Origin of the sequence: Kutzneria viridogrisea DSM 43870 (assembly GCF_000525635.1) — a bacterium.
Taxonomy (GTDB): Bacteria; Actinomycetota; Actinomycetes; order Mycobacteriales; family Pseudonocardiaceae; genus Kutzneria; species Kutzneria viridogrisea.
On the sequence record NZ_CP007155.1, the window covers coordinates 2,950,484 to 2,970,308 of the forward strand.

The 19,825-nt window shown below is 70.5% G+C and carries 18 protein-coding genes; 15 read left to right on the forward strand and 3 right to left on the reverse strand.

Annotated elements, in window-relative coordinates:
• The first annotated feature begins 882 nt into the window (after positions 1–882).
• Entirely contained in the window at positions 883–1,998 is a 1,116-nt protein-coding gene (locus KALB_RS48500; RefSeq protein ID WP_148309459.1) for an HNH endonuclease signature motif containing protein, read from the forward strand.
• Positions 1,999–2,039: 41 nt separating this feature from the next.
• Positions 2,040–3,101 (forward strand): Rv2578c family radical SAM protein, encoded by a 1,062-nt coding sequence (locus KALB_RS13225; protein WP_025356191.1) that lies wholly within the window; start codon positions 2,040–2,042, stop codon positions 3,099–3,101.
• Positions 3,102–3,103: 2 nt separating this feature from the next.
• Here KALB_RS13225 and KALB_RS13230 read toward each other — a convergent pair whose 3' ends face one another.
• Positions 3,104–3,928 (reverse strand): SAM-dependent methyltransferase, encoded by an 825-nt coding sequence (locus KALB_RS13230; protein WP_025356192.1) that lies wholly within the window; start codon positions 3,926–3,928, stop codon positions 3,104–3,106.
• 212 nt (positions 3,929–4,140) lie between these two features.
• Here KALB_RS13230 and KALB_RS13235 point away from each other — a divergent pair, with 212 nt between their 5' ends.
• The 3 genes from KALB_RS13235 to KALB_RS13245 all read left to right on the forward strand — a co-directional run bounded on the left by KALB_RS13235 (position 4,141) and on the right by KALB_RS13245 (position 5,726).
• The gene (locus KALB_RS13235; protein ID WP_025356193.1) at positions 4,141–5,019 is read left to right on the forward strand and encodes a Sco1979 family transcriptional regulator; all 879 of its coding nucleotides are present in this window, start codon (positions 4,141–4,143) and stop codon (positions 5,017–5,019) included.
• Positions 5,020–5,170: 151 nt separating this feature from the next.
• A complete protein-coding gene (locus tag KALB_RS13240) occupies positions 5,171–5,410 on the forward strand; it encodes a DUF397 domain-containing protein (protein ID WP_025356194.1) in 240 nt (79 codons plus the stop codon).
• A 25-nt stretch (positions 5,411–5,435) separates the two neighbouring features.
• Positions 5,436–5,726, forward strand: a complete 291-nt coding sequence (locus tag KALB_RS13245) for a hypothetical protein (RefSeq protein WP_236650248.1) — start codon at positions 5,436–5,438, stop codon at positions 5,724–5,726.
• 47 nt (positions 5,727–5,773) lie between these two features.
• Here KALB_RS13245 and KALB_RS43865 read toward each other — a convergent pair whose 3' ends face one another.
• Positions 5,774–6,358 (reverse strand): hypothetical protein, encoded by a 585-nt coding sequence (locus tag KALB_RS43865; RefSeq protein ID WP_025356196.1) that lies wholly within the window; start codon positions 6,356–6,358, stop codon positions 5,774–5,776.
• A gap of 68 nt (positions 6,359–6,426) precedes the next feature.
• Here KALB_RS43865 and KALB_RS13255 point away from each other — a divergent pair, with 68 nt between their 5' ends.
• From KALB_RS13255 to KALB_RS43870, 10 genes are all read left to right on the forward strand, one after another.
• The gene (locus tag KALB_RS13255) at positions 6,427–7,041 is read left to right on the forward strand and encodes a TetR/AcrR family transcriptional regulator (protein ID WP_025356197.1); all 615 of its coding nucleotides are present in this window, start codon (positions 6,427–6,429) and stop codon (positions 7,039–7,041) included.
• Complete coding sequence (locus tag KALB_RS13260) at positions 7,038–7,829, forward strand: TIGR03084 family metal-binding protein (protein ID WP_025356198.1); 792 nt, start codon at positions 7,038–7,040, stop codon at positions 7,827–7,829. The genes KALB_RS13255 and KALB_RS13260 overlap by 4 nt, the downstream gene beginning before the upstream one ends.
• Positions 7,826–9,499: an acyclic terpene utilization AtuA family protein gene (locus KALB_RS13265; RefSeq protein WP_025356199.1), complete on the forward strand. Its 1,674-nt coding sequence runs from the start codon at positions 7,826–7,828 to the stop codon at positions 9,497–9,499. The genes KALB_RS13260 and KALB_RS13265 overlap by 4 nt, the downstream gene beginning before the upstream one ends.
• Complete coding sequence (locus tag KALB_RS13270) at positions 9,496–10,638, forward strand: acyl-CoA dehydrogenase family protein (RefSeq protein WP_025356200.1); 1,143 nt, start codon at positions 9,496–9,498, stop codon at positions 10,636–10,638. The genes KALB_RS13265 and KALB_RS13270 overlap by 4 nt, the downstream gene beginning before the upstream one ends.
• On the forward strand, positions 10,638–12,236 hold the full coding sequence (locus tag KALB_RS13275) for an acyl-CoA carboxylase subunit beta (RefSeq protein WP_025356201.1): 1,599 nt from the start codon (positions 10,638–10,640) through the stop codon (positions 12,234–12,236). The genes KALB_RS13270 and KALB_RS13275 overlap by 1 nt, the downstream gene beginning before the upstream one ends.
• A gap of 5 nt (positions 12,237–12,241) precedes the next feature.
• Positions 12,242–14,185: an ATP-binding protein gene (locus tag KALB_RS13280; RefSeq protein WP_025356202.1), complete on the forward strand. Its 1,944-nt coding sequence runs from the start codon at positions 12,242–12,244 to the stop codon at positions 14,183–14,185.
• Entirely contained in the window at positions 14,182–15,339 is a 1,158-nt protein-coding gene (locus KALB_RS13285) for an acyl-CoA dehydrogenase family protein (protein WP_025356203.1), read from the forward strand. Before KALB_RS13280 ends, KALB_RS13285 begins: the two co-directional genes overlap by 4 nt.
• A 170-nt stretch (positions 15,340–15,509) precedes the next feature.
• On the forward strand, positions 15,510–17,240 hold the full coding sequence (locus tag KALB_RS13290) for a carbohydrate-binding module family 20 domain-containing protein (RefSeq protein WP_025356204.1): 1,731 nt from the start codon (positions 15,510–15,512) through the stop codon (positions 17,238–17,240).
• A 156-nt stretch (positions 17,241–17,396) separates the two neighbouring features.
• Positions 17,397–18,068, forward strand: coding sequence for a hypothetical protein (locus KALB_RS13295; protein WP_025356205.1), 672 nt, complete (start codon positions 17,397–17,399; stop codon positions 18,066–18,068).
• An 85-nt stretch (positions 18,069–18,153) separates the two neighbouring features.
• Complete coding sequence (locus KALB_RS43870; RefSeq protein ID WP_148309460.1) at positions 18,154–18,603, forward strand: hypothetical protein; 450 nt, start codon at positions 18,154–18,156, stop codon at positions 18,601–18,603.
• An 8-nt stretch (positions 18,604–18,611) separates the two neighbouring features.
• Here KALB_RS43870 and KALB_RS13305 read toward each other — a convergent pair whose 3' ends face one another.
• Positions 18,612–19,793: an MFS transporter gene (locus tag KALB_RS13305; RefSeq protein ID WP_063750741.1), complete on the reverse strand. Its 1,182-nt coding sequence runs from the start codon at positions 19,791–19,793 to the stop codon at positions 18,612–18,614.
• Positions 19,794–19,825: the final 32 nt, after the last annotated feature.

Here is a 19,825-nt window from a genome sequence, read left to right on the forward strand (position 1 = left end):
GCGAGTCCCGTTCTGGGTAAGGCGAGTCTCGGTCTGGGGTGGGTGAGTTCCGTTGTCTGGTGAGCGAGTCTCGGTCTGGGGTGGGTGGTCCCGGCTGCTGTCGCGTGTTGGAGTTTGCGGGGTGCACACGGGGTGTGTCGGGGTTGGGGGTGTGGGGTTGGTTTGGTGCGGGTCCCTCGCGGCGGCCTTGGATCGGGGTTTCCGGGGCATGGGGGGATGCCCCGATTCGCCGACGAGCGTAAGGCCGCCGCTACCCACACAAAACCAACCCGGGGTTGGTGGGCGGTGTGCGGGGGTTGGTGGTGCGGTACGCGGGGGTTGCGGTGCGTGTTGGACGTTGCGGGGTGGTGTGTCGGCGGTTGGGGTGCGGTGTGTCGGACGTTGGGGTGTCGCGTGTTCGGTGTTCTGGGGTGGTGTGTCGGACGTTGCGGGGTGGTGTGTCGGTGGTTCCGGGGGTGGTGTCGGACGTTCCGGTGCGGCGTGTCGGACATAGCGGGATGGCGTGTCGGCGTGTCCAGGGCAGTGTGTTCGGCGTTCCGGTGCGGTGTGTCCCGCTGACTGGGGCGCGAGTCCCGGTCTGGGGTGAGTGAGTTCCGTTCTCCGGCAAGCGAGTCCCGTGCTGGGGAGGGTGAGTCCCGGGCTGAGGGGCGCGAGTCCCGTTTTGGGGTAGGTGAGTCCCGGGCTCCGGTGGGTGAGTCTCGCTGACTGGAGGGTGAGTCCCGTTGTGGGGAGCGTGAGTCCCGCTCTGAGGAGGGTGAGTTCCGTTCTGGGGTGGGTGGGTCTCGTTGACTGGCTCGGGTTGGGTTTTGGGTGTGGTCACCCACATGGGTAGCCATTGGTGTGCAACGGTTTTGGTGCGAATAGTGGAGTAGAATTGTTGGCATGACAGCATTCGTGGAGACTCCGCCCGCCGAAGGGTTGTGGCGGTTGGGGGACGCGGAGCTGTTGGGCGAGTTGCAGGACGCGGAAGTGGTTCTACGGCAAGCGTATGCGCGGGTGTTGGAGTTGGTCGCGGAGGCGGATGCGCGGGGTGTGGCGGAGCGGGTGGGGTATCCGAGCCTGGCAGAGTTGCTGCGCGGTGTGCTCTGCGTGAGCAAGAAGGAAGCCAGGCAGCGGATCGCGCACGCGGGCGTTCCGGTCGCAGTTCCACTGGAGCCGGAGCAGTTGTCGGTGATCGACCGGGTACTGAGAGAACTGCCGCCACACGTGGATCGGACCGAGCGCGGGCACGCGGTGGAGGTCCTGGCAGCAGCGGCCCAGTCGCTGGACGCGTCCAACCTGGTGTCGCTGGGCCGGGAGATCGTCAACCGGCTGGACCCCGACGGGGCGCTACCGGGTGAGGACGAACTCGCCCATCCCCGACGTGAGTTCCGGTACGACACACGGCGGGACGGATCAGTACGGTTCCAGGGGCGCCTAGACGCAGAGACCGGCGCACTGCTGGGGGCCGTCCTCAGCCCGCTGGCGAAACCACACGACGCAGGCGACACACGCACCCTGCCCGAACGGCAAGGGGATGCGTTCGCGGAACTGCTGGAGACCAGCACCACGCCGACGGAGGGTGGGGAACGCCCGCACATCGCGGTGACGATCCCGCTGACAACACTCCAGAACGGGCTCGGCAGCGCCGAACTCTCCCCATCAGCGGTCCGTCGACTGGCCTGTGACGCGAAGGTCCTCCCAGTAGTGCTGGGTAGCAACTCCGAGCCGCTCGACGTCGGGCGGATCAGCTACACCGTGCCGCCCCACCTCCGACGAGCACTGATCGTCAGGGACCAGCACTGCGCATTCCCGGGATGCAGGCGAAGGCCGAGCAGTTGCCACGCACACCACGTGATCCACTGGGTGAACGGAGGGGACACGGCACTGTCCAACCTGGTGCTGCTCTGCGGAATGCACCACAGACTCATCCACCACACCGACTGGACTATCCACATGGTCAACGGCAGACCGGAGTTCACCCCGCCGAGCTGGCTCAGGCGAAGACCGGGTGGGTGACCAGGTTTGACACAAATTCGAACGCATGTTCGAATGGCGGGGTGCGATGGGATGAGCAGCGACCAGACCGTGAACCGCCTGCCCTGCTGGGCCTGTCCGGGCTCGTCAGGTCGGTCCGGTCACCGGAGTTCGCGGGGGTGGTGTTCCACGAGGTGCGGGCGAAGACCGTGCTGAACAAGGTGCCCGGGGACTCGCCGATGCCCTTCCGCTGGACGGTGAACCCGTACCGGGGCTGCTCGCACGGCTGCACGTACTGCTTCGCGCGCAACACGCACACGTACCTGGATCTGGACGCGGGGCACGACTTCAACAGCCAAGTGGTGGTGAAGGTCAACGCGGCGGAGGTGCTGGCGGCGCGGCTGAACTCGCCGCGCTGGACGCGGGAGCACGTGGCGATGGGCACCAACACCGATCCGTACCAGCGCGCGGAGGGGCGCTACCAGTTGATGCCGGGCATCATCCGAGCACTGGCGGACTCGGGCACCCCGTTCTCGATCCTCACGAAGGGCACGACCCTGGCCAAGGACCTGCCGCTGCTGGCGCAGGCGGCGACACGGGTGCCGGTGGGGCTGGGGGTGTCGATCGCGCTGGTGGACCGGCACCTGCAGCGCAGCCTGGAGCCGGGCACGCCCAGTCCGCAGGCGAGGCTGGAACTGGTGCGCAAGATCCGTGACGCCGGGTTGCCCTGCGGGGTCTTCGTGGCGCCGGTGCTGCCCGCGTTGACGGACTCGGTCGAGCACCTGGACTCGTTGCTGGGCGAGATCGCGGCGGCGGGGGCCACCGGGGTCACCGTGCTGGCGCTGCACCTGCGGCCCGGCGCCAAGCAGTGGTTCGCCCAGTGGCTGCGCCGCGAGCACCCGGACCTGGTCGAGGGCTACCGGGCGCTGTACGGCACCGGCAGCTACGTGGACAAGCGCTACCGCGCGTGGCTGTCAGCGCGGGTGAAACCCTTGCTGCGCAAGCACGGTCTGGCCTCCGGCCAGGGCACGGCACGGGGCGTGCCAGGGGCCGATCAGGAGGCGACGTGGCCAGCGGGCGCGTTGCCCGCGGACCCGGCCGTGCCTGCGCAGCGGGTCGACCAGGAGCAGCTGACCCTGTTGTGAGGTCAGGGCTTGCGGCCCACGGCACCGATGATGCAGTGCTGCACGGGGTCCAGCGGCTTGACGCGGGGGCCGTCCGGCCACCAGTCGACGCACCGCACCAGGCCGGGGGCGACCAGTTCCAGCCCGGGGAACATGGACGCGATCTCGTCCATGGTGCGGAACCGGCCGCTGCCCATCGGGCTGTGCACGAACATGTCCTCCATGCGGCGGGCCAGTTCGCTGTACTCCTCGGTGCCAGGGTCGTAGAAGTGGGTCAGCCCCACGTAGGAACCCGAGGGCAGCGCGTCGACGTAGGCCCTCATGATGTCGCTGGGCGCGCGCTCGCCGTCGTAGTGGTGCAGGGTGCCGAACTGGAACAGCGCGATGGGCTCGGAGAAGTCGAGGTACTTGCGCACCACCTCGTTGGCCAGGATCTCCTCGGGCTGGAAGATGTCGGCGGCGGTGAAGTGCGTCTGCTCGTTCTCCTCCAGCAGCGCTCTGCCGTGCGCGAGCACCACCGGGTCGTTGTCCACGTAGACGACCTTGGCCTCGGGCTGCAACCGCTGTGCGACCTGGTGGGTGTTCTCGGCGGTGGGCAGGCCGGAGCCGCAGTCCAGGAACTGGGTGATGCCGGTCTGGCTGGCGATGAACCGGGTCGCGCGGATCAGGAAGTCGCGGTTGTCCCACGCCAGCTGCGAGGCCTCCGGCGCGACCTGCTGGACCCTGCGCAGCACCTCCCGGTCGATCTCGTAGTTGTCCTTGCCATTCAGAAAGGCGTCATAGACCCGCGCGATACTCGCTTTCGTGGTGTCGATGTACACGGGAATCGCTTCCTCTTGACTGGGCATCAGTGTCTCACCATCTCCTCGCGATATCGCCGACCAGCCGATCACCGGGGGCACAGCGTATGGGTGGTGGCTGCCGTGGTAAATGCTGGCGCGTTGTCGGCGTGGCGGCTGGCCGGTGTAGGTTGGAGCGCCCGTGGCGTGCCCCCGAGCAAGATCGACCCGGGGTGCGCGGTACGGCCTGGAGGCCCTGTGCAGCGCTGGGAGGAGCGGTAATGGCGGCTGGTGGTTCCGCCGAGTCGGCTGGTGCGGGCGGTCCCACCGCACGCCGGATCATGCTCGGCGCGCAGTTGCGCAGGCTCCGTGAGGCCGCGGAAATCACCCGAGCGGACGCGGGCTACTCCATTCGTGGTTCCGAGTCGAAAATCAGCAGGCTGGAGCTGGGGCGGGTCAGTTTCAAGGAGCGGGACGTGCTGGACCTGCTCAAGTTGTACGGCGTGAGCGATCCCGGCCAGCGCGAGATGTTCCTGGCGCTGGTCAAGCAGTCCAACGAACCGGGCTGGTGGCACCGCTACAACGACCTGATGCCCGACTGGTTCCAGGACTACGTCGGCCTGGAGGAGTCCGCGTCGCGCATCCAGAGCTACGAACTCCAGTTCGTGCCCGGGCTGATGCAGACCGAGCAGTACGCGCTGGCCATCGCCAGCAGGGGCCGCCCCGACGCGGCCAGCGCCGACGTGGAGCGCCGGGTCGCGCTGCGCATGCAGCGGCAGAAGTTGTTGTTCCGCCCCGACGCGCCCCGGTTCTGGGCGGTGATCGACGAGTCGGTGCTGCGCAGGCCCATCGGCGGCAGGCGGGTGCTGTTCGACCAGATCGAGCACATCCTGGACCTGACCAGACGCTCCAACGTGGTGCTCCAGGTCGTGCCGTACGCGCTGAGCGGGTACGGGGCCGAGGGAGCGTTCACGTTGCTGCGCTTCGCCGAGGCCGAACTGCCGAACCTGGTCTACATCGAGCACCTCAGCGGCGCGTTGTACCTGGACAAGCGGGCCGAGTTCGAGCTGTACGGCCGGATGATGGACCGGCTCATGGTGGACGCGCTCACCCCCGAGGACAGCAGGCAGATGTTGATCAAGGTGCGCGACGAACTTTAGGCCCTGGTTGGGAAACCACCCCGATGGCCCAATTTTGGCCGAACGCGATGCACGTGCATGTGCCAGTGCCGCAGCCCGTGCTACCTTCGGTCGGCACGGCCCGATGCACGTGCATTTGCACCCAGAGAATGCAAAATCGGAGGGGGCGGCCATGGCTCAGAAGATCCACAACGGGATGTCGGCCAGCGACCTCGCCGGGGCCGTGTGGCGCAAGAGCGCCCGCAGCGGCGCGGTGGGCAATTGTGTCGAAGTCGCATCATTAGGTCCCGCGGGGATCGCGGTGCGCAACTCGCGATTCCCCGAGGGGCCGGCACTGGTGTACACGCAGGCGGAGATCGCAGCCTTCCTGGCTGGTGCGAAAGAGGGCGAGTTCGATGACCTCCTCGGCTGAGTCGGCACACTCAGTGGAGACAAGATTGCGGGAGCTACTCGATCGTGGCTTCCAGTTCATCAATCCGTGTGATTCCAGTGGGGAGATCACGGCAGTGGTCGGGGTCCGCGCCCACGACAACGTCACCGACGTGCTGTGGCTGCGCGACGAGAACGACGTGCTGGCCATGCGGATGCCCAGCGAGGAAGAGGACTTCCTGTCCCCCTCGCAGGTCCTGTGGAGCTCGGAGGGCGCTGCCCACCGCGTGCTCGCGGAGCTGATCGAGCTGCCCGACGACCGCACGCCCGGCATGCTGCTGCGAGTCGGCGCCGCCTAAGACTCGGTCACTGTCCGCGATCCGACCTGACCGCGCGGACCAGTGGCTCACGGTAGGTCGCACGGGGGTCGCCAGTTGCTTGCAGCGTGACTGGCGGCCTCCGTGCGACTGGCCTGGCTGTCCAACAGCACCCGATGCACCCGCTCGAACTCGAGCTCGTCCAGGGCGGTCGCCTCCTCGAGCAGTGCCAGCACGGCGCCGCCGCCCGCGGTGGGCCGCACGGTGGCCGGCACGCCCGCGGGCAACGGGGGCAGTGCGCCGGCGCGCTCCGCGCCGAAGTAGGTCCACCAGCCCAGCAGTTCCGGCCACCGGCCGACCGCGGGCACCTGTTCGCCCAGTGGGTCGCTGAGCAGGCGCCACACCTGTTCGTCGGACCACTCGTCGCTCACCCGCCCGAACAGGGCGCCGTGCCGCTCGGCGGTCGTCAGCCAGAGTTCGGTCACCACGGGGTGCAAGGTCCCCTCGGCCCTGCGCGACATGCTCATCGACACCTGCCTGCCAGTGACGTACAGGTCGAGTTCGAGCGTGTCGAGGTGCCCGGCCGCCTCGGCCCCGCGCACGAAGTCGAGCACGGCGGCGTCAACCGCGCGCGCGTCGCGCAGCCACAGCGTCCAGTCCCAGGAGGAGCCCACGGGCGCAGTCTACCGGTACAAACATTCAGTCTTGACTGTTTGTTAGTAGCGGGGCCACACTCGGCTGCATGGCCCCCGAACTGACCAGGCAGCGGCAGGCCGACCGCAGCCGCGAGACGCGGCGCAAGCTCATGGAGGCCACCGTCGAGTGCCTGGTGGCGCACGGCTGGTCGGGCACCACGACCACGGCGGTCGCCGAGCTGGCCGGGGTCTCCCGGGGCGCGCAGCTGCACCACTTCCGCACCCGCAACGAGCTGGTCACCGCAGCGGTGGAGCACGTCGGCGCGCAGAGCGCCGAGCAGTTGCTGGCACGGGCCGACGCGGTGCGCGCCAGGCCGGACCGCACCCGCGCGGTGGTGGAGCTGATCGCCGACTTCTACGCCAGCCCGATGTTCACCGCGGCCCTGGAGCTGTGGGTCGCGGCCCGCACCGACCCCGACCTCAAGCAGGTGGTGGTGGCCCTGGAGGTGCGGCTGGGCCGCGAGTGCCACCGGCTGGCCGTGGACCTGCTGGGCGCCGACGAGTCCCGCGCGGGCGTGCGCGAGGCCGTGCAGGCCACCCTCGACCTGGCCAGGGGCTTGGCGCTGGCCAACCAGTTGACCGATGACTCGCGGCGCCGGGCCAAGATCGTCCGCCGGTGGGCCGCGATGCTCGACAGCGCACTTGTGGAGGAGCGGTCGTGACCGATCTGACCGGACTGCTTGCCGACCTGGAAGCCGAGAGCGCCGAGGTGGACGCGCTGGTCGCCCCGCTGAGCGCGGACCAGTGGCAGCGGCCCACTCCCGCCGCCGGGTGGACGGTGGCCCACCAGGTGGCGCATCTGGCCTGGACCGACCGGCAGGCGCTGCTGGCGGCCACCAACCCGGGGGGCTTCGCCGAGGCGCTCAACCAGGCCTTGGCCAATCCCACCGGGTTCGTGGACGAGGCAGCCGAGGCGGGCGCCCAACTGCCGCCCGCCGAACTGCTTGCCGACTGGCGCTCGGTGCGCGGCGAGCTGCTGACCGCGCTCAGGGCGGTCCCGGCGGGGGACAAGCTGCCCTGGTTCGGGCCGCCGATGAGCGTGGCCTCCATGGCCACCGCGCGGATCATGGAGACCTGGGCGCACGGCCAGGACCTCGCCGACACCTTCGGGATCCACCGCCAGCCGACGGCCAGGCTGCGCCACGTGGCGCACATCGGCGTGCGGACACTCGGTTTCTCCTTCCAGATCAACGGATCCGAGCCACCCAGCGAGCCGGTGCGGGTGGAGTTGACCGGGCCCGACGGCACGCTGTGGACCTGGGGCCCCGCGGACGCCGCCAACCGGGTGAGCGGGCCCGCACTGGACTTCTGCCAGCTCGTCACCCAGCGCCGTCACCGCGATGACCTCCGGCTGCTGGTCAGCGGTGAGGTCGCCGACCGGTGGCTGGCCGTGGCGCAGGCGTTCGCCGGTCCGCCCGGTGCCGGTCGCAAGGCGGGGGAGTTCGCGTGACCGACGTACTGCGCGTGGGCAACGCCTCCGGCTTCTACGGGGACCGGTTCTCGGCGTTCCGCGAGATGCTCGAGGGTGGGCCGCTGGACGTGCTCACCGGAGACTACCTGGCCGAGCTGACCATGCTCATCCTCGGTCGTGACCTGCTGAAGAACCCCGAAGGCGGCTACGCCAAGACCTTCCTGCGCCAGCTGGAGGGATCGCTGGGGCTGGTCGCGGACCGCGGCGTGCGGGTCGTCACCAACGCGGGCGGGCTGAACCCGGCCGGGCTGGCCGAGGCGATCGGCAAGCTGGCACGGCGACTGGGCATCGACGTGTCGGTGGCCTACGTGGAGGGTGACGACCTGCGCCCGCGCGCCGAGGAGTTCGGCTTCGGCGGGGTGCTGACCGCCAACGCCTACCTCGGTGCCTGGGGCATCTGCGAGGCGATCAAGGGCGGGGCCGACATCGTGGTCACCGGGCGGGTCACCGACGCCTCGCTGGTGGTCGGACCGGCCGCCGCGCACTTCCGCTGGGGCCGCGACCAGTGGGACGCGCTGGCCGGGGCCACCGTGGCCGGGCACGTGCTGGAGTGCGGTGCGCAGGCCACCGGCGGCAACTACTCCTTCTTCACCGAGATCGAGGACCTGGGCCACCCCGGTTTCCCGCTCGCCGAGCTGCACGCCGACGGCTCGTCGGTGATCACCAAGCACGCCGGTACCGGCGGGGCCGTCACGGTGGAAACCGTTACGGCACAACTGCTCTACGAGATCGGTGGCCCGAACTACCTCGGCCCCGACGTGGTCACCCGGTTCGACACCATCCAGCTCAGCCAGCAGGGCGCCGACCGCGTGCGGATCTCCGGCGTGCGCGGTGATCCGCCGCCCTCGGAGGCCAAGGTGTGCCTGAACCGGATCGGCGGCTTCCGCAACGCCACCACGTTCGTCCTCTGTGGACTGGACGTGGACGCGAAGGCGGACCTGGTGCGCCGCCAGCTGACCGAGCGCGTCGGGGCTGAGGGCGTGACCTGGGCCCTGGCCCGCACCGGTGAGCCCGGGGCGGACACCGAGGAGGCGGCCAGCGCGCTGCTGCACGTCACCATCAAGGACGCCGACGGCAAGCGGTCCGGCCGCGCCTTCTCCCAGGCCGCGATCGAGCTCGCGCTGGCCTCCTACCCCGGCTTCCACGTCACCGCACCGCCCAGCGACGCCACCCCGTTCGGCGTCTACTCGGCCGCGTATGTGCCGCAGCAGGCGCTGGTGCAGACCGCCATCTTCGGCAACGGCGCGCACATCGACGTGCCCTCGCCCGCGCTGACCGCACCCGTGGCGCAGACCCTTCCCGATGACGGCCCCGAGCGGTACGAACCCTTGCTGGGCAGGCGAGCCCGGCTCGGCGAGCTGTTCGGCGCGCGGTCGGGGGACAAGGGCGGGGACGCCAACCTCGGCGTCTGGGCCCGCGACGACCTGGGCTACCAGGTGCTCAGCTCCGCGCTGACCACGGCCCGGCTGCGCGACCTGCTGCCCGAGCTGGCAGGTCTCGAGGTGCACCGGTTCCCACTGCCCAACCTGCGGGCCGTCAACTTCGTGATCAAGGGACTGCTCGGTGAGGGCGTGTCCTCCAGCACCCGTTTCGACCCCCAGGCCAAGGCCCTCGGCGAGTGGCTGCGATCCATCGAGGTGGACCTGTGAGTCCTTTTGAGACAGACGAGCGGCGCCAGCTGCGCGAGACCGTGCGGGCCTTCGTACAGCGCGAGGTGCGGCCCAACCTGGACCAGTGGGAGCGGGACGGCGAGCTGCCCCGTGCCCTGCACCGCACCGCGGCCGACGTGGGCCTGCTGGGCATCGGTTTCGACGAGAAGGTCGGCGGCAGCGGTGGCGATCTGCTGGACACGGTCGTGGCCACCGAGGAACTGATCCAGGCGGGCGGCTCCTCCGGGCTGGTGGCCGGGCTGATGACGCACGGCATCGCGGTGCCGCACATCGTGGACGCGGGCGATCCCCAGCTGATCGACCGCTTCGTGCGGCCCACCCTGGCCGGGGAGAAGATCGGTTCGCTGGGCGTGACCGAGCCCGACGGCGGCTCGGACGTGGCCTCGATCCGCACCCGTGCCGTGCGGGATGGCGACCACTACATCGTCAACGGTGCCAAGATGTTCATCACCTCCGGTGCCCGCGCCGACTTCGTGACGACCGTCGTGCGCACCGGTGGGCCGGGACACGCCGGGATCAGCCTGCTGGTGGTGGAGCGCGGCACGCCGGGCTTCGGCGCGAGCCGCCGACTGGAGAAGATGGGCTGGCACTGCTCGGACACCGCGGAACTGTCCTTCGTGGACGCCCGCGTGCCGGCGGCCAACCTGGTCGGACCGGAGAACGGCGGCTTCGCCCTGCTGATGAACCAGTTCCAGGTGGAGCGGATCTCCCTTGCGGTGCAGGCCTACGCCACCGCGCAGCGCTGCCTGGACCTGACCGTGGACTACGTGCGCAACCGCGTCACCTTCGACCGGCCGGTGATCACCCGCCAGGTGGTCAAGCACCGGCTGGTGGAGATGGCCCAGCGCATCGAGCTGGCTCGCACCTATGCGCGCGAGGTGGCGGTGCGGATCGCCGCCGGGCAGGAGGTCGTTGCGCAGGTCTGCATGGCCAAGAACGCCGCGGTGGCCGCCTGCGACTACGTGGTCGACGCGGCGGTGCAACTGCACGGCGGCGCCGGGTACCTGCGGGAGTCCGAAGTGGAACGGCACTACCGAGACGCGAGGATCCTGGGCATCGGTGGCGGTACCACCGAGGTGCTCACCGAGCTGGCCGCGCGCCGGATGGGGTTCGCCTGATGACAACACTGAAGTCCACTGTGGACACGGCTGCCGACGAGCATCTCGCCAACCGCGAGGCGATGCTGGCCAAGCTCACCGAGCTGGACGCCGAGCACGCCAAGGCGCTGGCCGGCGGCGGTCCGAAGTACGTGGAGCGGCACCGCAAGCGCGGCAAGCTGCTGGCGCGGGAGCGCATCGAGCTGGTGCTGGACCAGGACTCGCCGTTCCTGGAGCTGTCCCCGTTGGCGGCCTGGGGCACCGACTACCAGGTCGGCGCCAGCATCGTGATCGGCATCGGCGTGGTCGAGGGCGTGGAGTGCCTGATCTCGGCCAGCGACCCGACCGTGCGCGGCGGGGCCAGCAACCCGTGGACCCTGCGCAAGACCTTGCGGGCCAACGACATCGCCATCGCCAACCGGCTGCCGGTGATCAGCCTGGTGGAGTCCGGCGGCGCCGACCTGCCCAGCCAGAGCGAGATCTTCATCCCCGGCGGGCGGGTCTTCCGGGACCTGACCCGGCTGTCCGCGGCGGGCATCCCCACCGTGACGGCCGTGTTCGGCAACGCCACCGCGGGCGGGGCCTACGTGCCGGGCATGTCCGACTACGTGATCATGGTCAAGGAGCGCTCCAAGGTGTTCCTGGGCGGCCCGCCGCTGGTCAAGATGGCCACCGGCGAGGAGGCCGAGGACGAGGCGCTGGGCGGCGCGGACATGCACGGCAGGCAGTCCGGGCTGGCCGACTACGTGGCCGTGGACGAGGTCGACGCGCTGCGGCTGATCCGCCAGGTGGTGTCCCGGCTGAACTGGCGCAAGCACGGTCCGGCGCCGGCTGCCGAGTACGCCGAACCGCTGTTCCCGGCCGAGGACCTGCTCGGCCTGGTGCCCACGGACCTGCGCATCCCGTTCGACCCGCGCGAGGTCATCGCCCGCATCGTGGACGGCTCGGAGTTCGACGAGTTCAAGCCCCGCTACGGCGACAGCCTGGTCACCGGCTGGGCGCGGCTGCACGGCTACCCGATCGGCATCCTGGCCAACGCGCGCGGTGTGCTGTTCGGCCAGGAGTCGCAGAAGGCCACCCAGTTCATCCAGCTCGCCAACCGCGCGGACACGCCGTTGTTGTTCCTACAGAACACCACCGGCTACATGGTCGGCACCCAGTACGAGCAGTCCGGCATCATCAAGCACGGCTCGATGATGATCAATGCCGTGGCCAACAGCCGGGTGCCGCACCTGACCGTGGTGATGGGCGCCTCCTACGGGGCGGGCAACTACGGCATGTGCGGCCGGGCCTACGACCCGCGCTTCCTGTTCACCTGGCCCAACGCCAAGTCGGCGGTGATGGGCCCCGCCCAGCTCGCCGGGGTTCTGTCCATCGTGGCCAGGCAGGCGGCGGTGGCCAAGGGGCAGCCCTACAGCGAGGAGAACGACGCGGCGATGCGGCAGATGGTGGAGACCCAGATCGAGGCCCAGTCGCTGGCCCCGTTCCTGTCCGGGCGGCTCTACGACGACGGCATCATCGACCCCCGCGACACGCGGACCGTGCTGGGACTGTGCCTGTCCGCGATCCACGGCGCCGAGGTCAAGGGCGCCGAGGGCTTCGGCGTCTTCAGGATGTGAGTTGGATGATCACGCGACTTCTTGTTGCCAACCGGGGCGAGATCGCCCGCCGGGTGTTCCGGTCCTGCCGCGCGCTGGGCATCTCCCCGGTGGCGGTCTACTCCGATCCCGACGCCGACACGCCCTTCGTGGCCGAGGCCGACCACGCCGTGCGGCTGCCCGGAGCGACGCCCGCGCAGACCTACCTGCGCGCCGAGGCGGTGATCGAGGCCGCGCGCGCGGCCGGTGCCGATGCCGTGCACCCCGGTTACGGCTTCCTGTCGGAGAACGCTGGGTTCGCCCGCGCCGTGCTCGAGGCCGGGTTGACCTGGGTGGGTCCCTCGCCGGAGTCGATCGAGGCGATGGGCTCCAAGGTCGAGGCGAAGAAACGTGTTGCCGCCGAAGGTGTTCCGGTGCTCACCGAGCTGGATCCGGCGACCGTCACCGAGGACGACCTGCCGGTGCTGATCAAGGCCTCGGCCGGGGGTGGCGGGCGCGGTATGCGCGTGGTGCGGGTGCTCGCCGACCTGCCCGAGGAGGTCGCGGCGGCCCGGCGTGAGGCCGAGTCCGCCTTCGGTGACGGCACGGTGTTCTGCGAGCCGCTGCTGGAGGGCGCGCGGCACGTGGAGGTGCAGGTCCTCGCCGACTCGCACGGCACGGTGTGGGCGCTGGGCGAGCGCGAGTGCTCCATCCAGCGCAGGCACCAGAAGATCGTCGAGGAGACGCCGAGCCCCGCTGTCACGCCGCAGATCCGCGAGCGCCTGTTCACGGCGGCGGTCGCCGCGGCCCGGTCGATCTCCTACGTCGGCGCGGGCACGGTCGAGTTCCTGTTGTCCGCCAAGGGAACCATTCACTTCCTGGAGGTCAACACCCGGTTGCAGGTCGAGCACCCGGTCACCGAGTGCGTGTACGGGGTGGACCTGGTCCGCTGGCAGTTGGCCATCGCCGAGGGCGCGGCGCTGCCCGAGCGGCCGCCGACCCCGAACGGCCACGCCATCGAGGTCCGGCTCTACGCGGAGGACCCGGCGCACGACTGGCGCCCGCAGAGCGGGACCCTGCACCGGTTCACAATGTCCGATGTGGACGCCGAGTTCGCCGTGCCGGGCGGGTACGGCCTGCGGCTGGACAGCGGGGTCGTGGACGGCACGGTAGTCGGCGTGCACTACGACCCGATGCTGGCGAAGGTCATCGCGTGGGGTCCCGACCGGGCCTCCGCCGCGCGCAGGCTCGCCGCCGCGCTGGCCTCGGCGCGGATCCACGGCGTGCTCACCAATCGCGACCTGCTGGTGAACGTGTTGCGGGACAAGGCGTTCCTGGCTGGGGACACCGACACCGGCTACCTGGACCGGATCGGCCTGGACCTGCTGGCCCAGCCGCTGGTGCGCGATGTGCGGCCCAGTGCGCTGGCGGCGGCGATCGCGCTGGCGCACGCCGGTCGCGGGCGGCTGCCGCTGGGCTGGCGCAACGTGGCCTCCCAGTCGCAGCGGCGCGGCTTCCTGCTCGGCGAGGAGCGGATCGACGTGGACTACCGGTTCGACCGGCTCGGCGCCCTGGTCGTACCCGAAGGGCCGCAACTGGTTCGGGCCAGCGCGGACGAGGTCGTGCTGGAGCTGGACGGCCTGCGGCAGAGCTTCGCGGTGTCCCGGCACGGTGAGGTCGTGGTGGTGGACTCGGCGCAGGGCTCGGTGAGCCTGGGCGTCGTGCCGAGGTTCCCCGACTCGGCGGACAAGGTGGCCGAGGGCGCCACGGTCGCGCCGATGCCCGGCACCGTGGTGCGGGTCAGCGTGGCCGAGGGCGCACAGGTCAGCGCGGGCGAGGAACTGCTCGTGCTGGAGGCGATGAAGATGGAACACCGGGTTGTCGCGGCGGCCAGCGGGGTGCTCGCCCAGCTGGTGGTGCGGCCCGGGCAACAGGTCGAGGCGGGCGCCGTGCTCGCTGTCGTGGAACCGTCGGAGGGCAGCCAGTCATGAGTTTCACCGAGAGCGAGGAGCGCCAGGCGCTGCGGTCCGCGGTGGCCGATTTCGGCGCGCGCTACGGGCACGAGTACTTCAACGCCAAGGCCAGGGCGGGGGAGAAGACCACCGAGCTGTGGACCGAGGCGGGCAAGCTGGGCTACCTCGGCGTGGCCGTGCCGGAGGAGTTCGGCGGTGGCGGCGGCGGGATCGGCGACCTGGCCGCGGTCTGCGAGGAACTGGCCGCGGTGGGCTGCCCGATGCTGCTGATGGTCGTCTCGCCCGCGATCTGCGCCACGGTGATCGCCCGCTTCGGCACCGAGGCGCAGAAGCAGCAGTGGCTGCCCGGGTTCGCCGACGGCACGCTGAAGATGGCCTTCGCGATCACCGAACCCGACGCCGGGTCCAACTCGCACCGGCTGTCCACCTCGATCCGCCGCGAGGGCGAGGAGTGGGTGCTCAACGGCCGCAAGTACTACATCTCCGGGGTGGACGAGGTCGACGCGGTGCTCGTCGTCGCGCGGCACGTGGACGACAAGGGCCAGCGGCTGCTGCCGTCCCTGATGATCGTGCCCACCGACGCGCCCGGCTTCGAGTTCCAGCCCATCGAGATGGACATCGTCTCCCCGGAGAAGCAGTTCACCCTGTTCTTCGACGAGGTGCGCCTGCCCGCCGACGCGCTGGTGGGCTCGCCCGACGCCGGTATCGGCCAGTTGTTCGCCGGGCTCAACCCCGAGCGGATCATGGCCGCGTCCTTCTCCACGGGACTGGCCCGCTTCGCCATGGCCAAGGCCACCGACTACGCCCGCACCCGCAAGGTCTGGGACACGCCCATCGGCGCCCACCAGGGGCTGGCCCACCCGCTGGCGCACTGCGCCGTGCAGATCGAGCTGGCCAGGCTGATGACCCAGAAGGCCGCCGCGCTCTACGACTCCGGTCAGGACAAGGCGGCCGGCGAGGCGGCGAACATGGCCAAGTACGCGGCGGCGGAGGCGGCGAAGGACACGGTGGACCAGGCCATCCAGGTGCACGGCGGCAACGGCCTCGCCACCGAGTACGGCCTCGGCGCGCTGCTGGGGGCGACGCGGGTGGGCCGCATCGCGCCGGTCAGCCGCGAGATGATCCTCAACTTCGTGTCCCAGCACACCCTGAAGCTGCCCAGGTCGTACTGACCCACCCCGACCAGCCCCGCGTGTCGGACATTCCCGTGCGGTGTGTCGGCGCTCCCGATACGTTTTCCCAGCTGGTGGGAGTTTGTACCGGAACGTCCGACACGCCGTACCGGAGTGTCCGACACGCGCGGTCTTGACCGGTACTGATCGGCGCGCGCATCCTGCTGGGCATGTCGTCCCACTGGCGCAGCGTGGCACTGGTGACCGCACTACTGGCGAGCGTCCTCCCGGCTGCCGCGGCGGCCAGCCCGCCGGGCGGGGGCCATGACGTGATCGCGAACCTGTTCGAGTGGCCGTGGACCTCGGTGGCGGCCGAGTGCGGCAATCAGTTGGGCCCCAAGGGGTACGGGGCGGTGCAGGTCTCGCCGCCGGAGGAGTCCGCGAGCGTGGCGGGCCACCCGTGGTGGGAGGTCTACCAGCCGGTCAGCTACCAGCTGACCAGCCGCATGGGCAACCGGGAGCAGTTCGCGGCGATGGTGAGCGCCTGTCACGCGGCGGGCGTCAAGGTGTACGCGGACGCGGTGATCAACCACATGGCCGGTCAGGCCAGCACGGGGTATGGGGGCAGCACCGCCCCGGACAAGTACACCTACCCGGGGACGTACTCCTCGGCGGACTTCCACCACCACCCGGACCCGTGCCCGCAGCCGGACGGGCAGATCCACAACTACGGCAGCCAGGCCGAGGTCCAGGAGTGCGAGCTGGTGCAGCTGGCGGACCTCTACACCGAGCACGACTACGTGCGGGGCAGGATCGCGGGTTACCTCAACGACCTGCTGTCGCTGGGGGTCGACGGGTTCCGGGTGGACGCGGTCAAACACATCAACCCCAACGACATCGCGGGCATCGAGGCGAAGCTGTCCAAGCCGACCTACCTGTACCAGGAGGTGATCTACGGCGCGGGCGAGGCGGTGCAGCCACAGCAGTACGAGGGGACCGGCGACCTGCTGGAGTTCCGCTACGGCACGAACCTCAAGGCGAAGTTCGCCAGCGGCAACCTCGCCGACCTCAACGGGTTCGGGCAGTCCTGGGGCATGGAGCCCGGCAACAAGGCCGTGGTGTTCGTGGACAACCACGACACGCAGCGCAACGGCAGCACCCTGTCCTACAAGGACGGCGCGATCTACCAGCTGGCAACGGTGTTCGGGCTGGCCTGGGACTACGGCACGCCCACCGTGATGTCCAGCTTCGACTTCAGCGGCAACGACCAGTCCCCGCCGAGCGCGGCCAACGGCATGGTGTCGGCGGTCACCTGCGGCAGCGGCTGGCAGTGCGAGCACCGGCAGCGCTGGGCCGCGAACATGGTGGGCTTGCACAACGCCGTGGCGGGCACGCCGGTGGCCAACTGGTGGTCCGACGGCAGCAACCAGATCGCGTTCAGCCGGGGCGGCTCCGGGTTCGTGGCGATCAACAAGGAGGGCGGCACGCTGTCGCGGGCCTTCACCACGGGGCTGCCCGCCGGTGACTACTGCGACGTGCTGCACGGCGAGCTCAGCGGCGGCTCCTGCACCGGTCCGGTGATCAGCGTGGATTCCTCGGGCACGGCGAGAACCACGGTCGGCCCGATGGACGCGATTGCGATCCACGTGGGCGCGCGCATTTCCGGGGCACGGGTCGCGGCGACATTCACCGAGAACGCCAACACCTCGTGGGGGCAGAACGTCTACGTGGTCGGATCAATTCCGGCATTGGGCGGCTGGAACCCGGCCAACGGCGTCCCGCTGTCCTCGGCCGGTTATCCGAACTGGTCGGCAACGGTCTCGCTGCCCGCGAACACCTCCTTCCAGTACAAGTACGTCAAGCGGGGGCAGGATGGTTCAACGGTCTGGGAATCCGATCCGAACAGGTCCGCGAGCACCGGTTCCTCCACCGCGCTGAACCTGGCGGACAGTTGGCGCTGACAGGCTTGTCACCGGGCTGACAACGGTTGCCTGCGACCAATGGAATGACTCACATACTCGCGGTTTGTTGTGGTACCACTGGCTACTGTTCCCGCACTCCAGGTATTCCTCGGCGTTGGACAGGAGAATCCAGTGGGCCGTCACAGTCTCAAGCGCGTGCCGAAGACCAGCCCGTTGTCGGTGGTGGTCGGCGGTGGACTGGTCGCGGGCACCCTGCTGTTCCCGTTGGCGAGCACGGCCAGCGCGGCACCCGCCCCGGTGCAGCCCAAGGTGGCCGACGCGCCCGCGCTGGACCCGATCGACATCACCGACTTCACCAGCACCGGCATCGAGGTCGGCGAGAAGGCGGGCAGCGACCTCGGCGGCTTCGTCGGCGGCACGGTGGGCACCGTGGGCGATGGCTTGCTGGGCAACAAGAACGGCGAGGGCAAGCAGGCCGGTGAGCAGTTCGGCAAGCTCGGCGGCAAGCTGGGCGGTGGGGTGGCCGGTGGGGCCTTCGGCGGCGCGATCGACGGCGGCATCGGCGGGGCCACCGGCACCGCGACCGGTACCGCCAAGCCCGCCAGCGAGGTGGGCAGGGCCGTCGGCGGCGCGGTGGGCACCGCGGCCGGTACCGCCATCGGCGGGGCCATCGCCGGACCGGCCGCCCCGGTGGGCGGCGCGATCGGCAACGCGGGCGGACAGTTCGCCGGTGCCGTGGCCGGTGGCGCCTTCGGTGGTGCCGTCGACGGTGCGGTGCGCGGATTCCAGGACGTCACCGGCGGTGGCCTGCCGCTGCCAGGACTCCCCGGCCTGGTGGCCGGGGGTGGGCACGCCAGCCAGGTGTGATCCACGACGCGGCACGCCCCGGTCCGCACGCCAACCCCCGATAGGCGTGCGGAACCGGGGTGAGCCCGCGCGTAGGCTGGCCGTCGTGCGCAATCCCCGTCGAGCAGTGCTGCTGATCTGTGCTTCCCTCGCCGTGCTCACCGCGGGCTGCGGCAGTGAACTGGGACCCGCTCAGCGCCCCGCGGTGAAGGTCGGCGCCGAACTCCCCGATCTCCAGGTGAAGCTGCGCGCCCTACAGGCCGACCAGTGCCAGAGCGTCACCGCGGAGACCGTCTACCCCGAGTGCGATCGGTTCGTCACCGAGGTGGTCAACCTGTCCGCGGCCATCAAGGCCGCCACGGAGAAGAGCACGCGGGCCACCGACATCGCCACCGCCGTGGACAAGCTCGCCAGCGCGGGCGGCGACTACCAGCGCGGGCAGTGCGGTGCCAAGGGGGCCAGCCCGGACACCCAGGTCTGCGCGCGCGACCTGGGCACCGTGCGGGACCAGTTGATCGTGCTCAGCTCCGCCATGGAGCAGGTCGCGGGGCACTAGAGCGGGATTCACCCAACGGCTGAGCGGGACTCGCGGGCACCAGAGCGGGACTCGCGCGCGGCTGAGCGGGACTCGCGGGTGGGGTTGGCGCTGACCAACGCCGCCAGCGCGGTCAGGGCGCAGCCCAGTACGAGCACGGCCACCGGGCCGAGGCCGTCCAGCACGGTGCCGCCCGCCAGTGCGCCGAGGGCGATGGCGAGGTTGAACGCGGCGGTGAACAGCGCGGATCCGGTCTCCGGCATGTCCGGTGCCACAGTGTGCAACCAGGTTTGCAGGCTGACGGACACGCCGCCGTAGCCCAGGCCCCACAGCACGAGCAGGCCGATCGCCGCGGGCTGGCCCGCACCGAACAGCACCAGTAGTGCGAGCACGGCGGCGATCAGCGCGCTCAGGCCGAGCACGGTGCCGCGCGCCGACCTGCGGGTCAGGGCGCCCGCGAGGAACGTGCCGCAGATGCCCGCGACCCCGTAGACCAGCAGCAGCACACTGATCGAGTCGGCGGCCACCCCCGAGCGCTGCTCCAGCAGCGGGCGCACGTAGGTGTAGGCGGCGAAATGGCCGGGGACCAGCAACATCGTCACGACCAGCGGGATGCGCAGCCGGCGCGCGCCGGTCAGCCGCACCGATCCGCCGCCGGGCAGCGGGGGCAGCAGCACGAGCAGGGCGGCCAGCACGACCAGTGCCAGCACGCCGACGGCGAGGAACGCGGCGCGCCAACCGGCGAACTGGCCGACCAGCGTGCCAGCGGGCACGCCGAGCACCGAGGCGGCGGCGATCCCGCTGAACACCAGCGAGGTGGCCAGGCCCGCCGACCGCTCGGGCACCAACCGGGCTCCGAGCCCTGCGGCGATCGTCCAGAAACCGCCGATGCACAGGCCGACCAGCACGCGGGCGGCGAGCAGCAACGGCAGGGCGGGAGCCAGTGCCGACAGCAGGTTGGCGGCGGCCAACAGGGCCATGAGCGCGCACAGCACGTGACGGCGGTCCCAGCGGCCGATCAGCACCGCGACCGCGGGCGCGCCCAGGGCGGCGACCAGGCCGGGGACGGTCACGGTGAGCCCGGTCGTGCCCTCGGCGGCGCCCAGGTCCGCCCCGATCACCGGCAGCAGGCCGACCGGCACCATCTCGCTGGTGACAACGCTGAAGGTGCCGATGGCTACCGCCGACACCGCGAACCAAGACCTGATCATGGCTCAAGGCTCGACCGCGGGCGGGCCGGGAA

Excerpts from the sequence above, each read along its gene's own strand:
- KALB_RS48500 (WP_148309459.1), top strand. The coding sequence starts at position 883 with ATGACAGCATTCGTGGAGACTCCGCCCGCCGAAGGGTTGTGGCGGTTG.
- KALB_RS13230 (WP_025356192.1), bottom strand. The coding sequence starts at position 3,928 with ATGCCCAGTCAAGAGGAAGCGATTCCCGTGTACATCGACACCACGAAA.
- KALB_RS13235 (WP_025356193.1), top strand. The coding sequence starts at position 4,141 with ATGGCGGCTGGTGGTTCCGCCGAGTCGGCTGGTGCGGGCGGTCCCACC.
- KALB_RS13240 (WP_025356194.1), top strand. The coding sequence starts at position 5,171 with ATGGCTCAGAAGATCCACAACGGGATGTCGGCCAGCGACCTCGCCGGG.
- KALB_RS13255 (WP_025356197.1), top strand. The coding sequence starts at position 6,427 with ATGGCCCCCGAACTGACCAGGCAGCGGCAGGCCGACCGCAGCCGCGAG.
- KALB_RS13275 (WP_025356201.1), top strand. The coding sequence starts at position 10,638 with ATGACAACACTGAAGTCCACTGTGGACACGGCTGCCGACGAGCATCTC.
- KALB_RS13280 (WP_025356202.1), top strand. The coding sequence starts at position 12,242 with ATGATCACGCGACTTCTTGTTGCCAACCGGGGCGAGATCGCCCGCCGG.
- KALB_RS13285 (WP_025356203.1), top strand. The coding sequence starts at position 14,182 with ATGAGTTTCACCGAGAGCGAGGAGCGCCAGGCGCTGCGGTCCGCGGTG.
- KALB_RS13290 (WP_025356204.1), top strand. The coding sequence starts at position 15,510 with ATGTCGTCCCACTGGCGCAGCGTGGCACTGGTGACCGCACTACTGGCG.
- KALB_RS13305 (WP_063750741.1), bottom strand. The coding sequence starts at position 19,793 with ATGATCAGGTCTTGGTTCGCGGTGTCGGCGGTAGCCATCGGCACCTTC.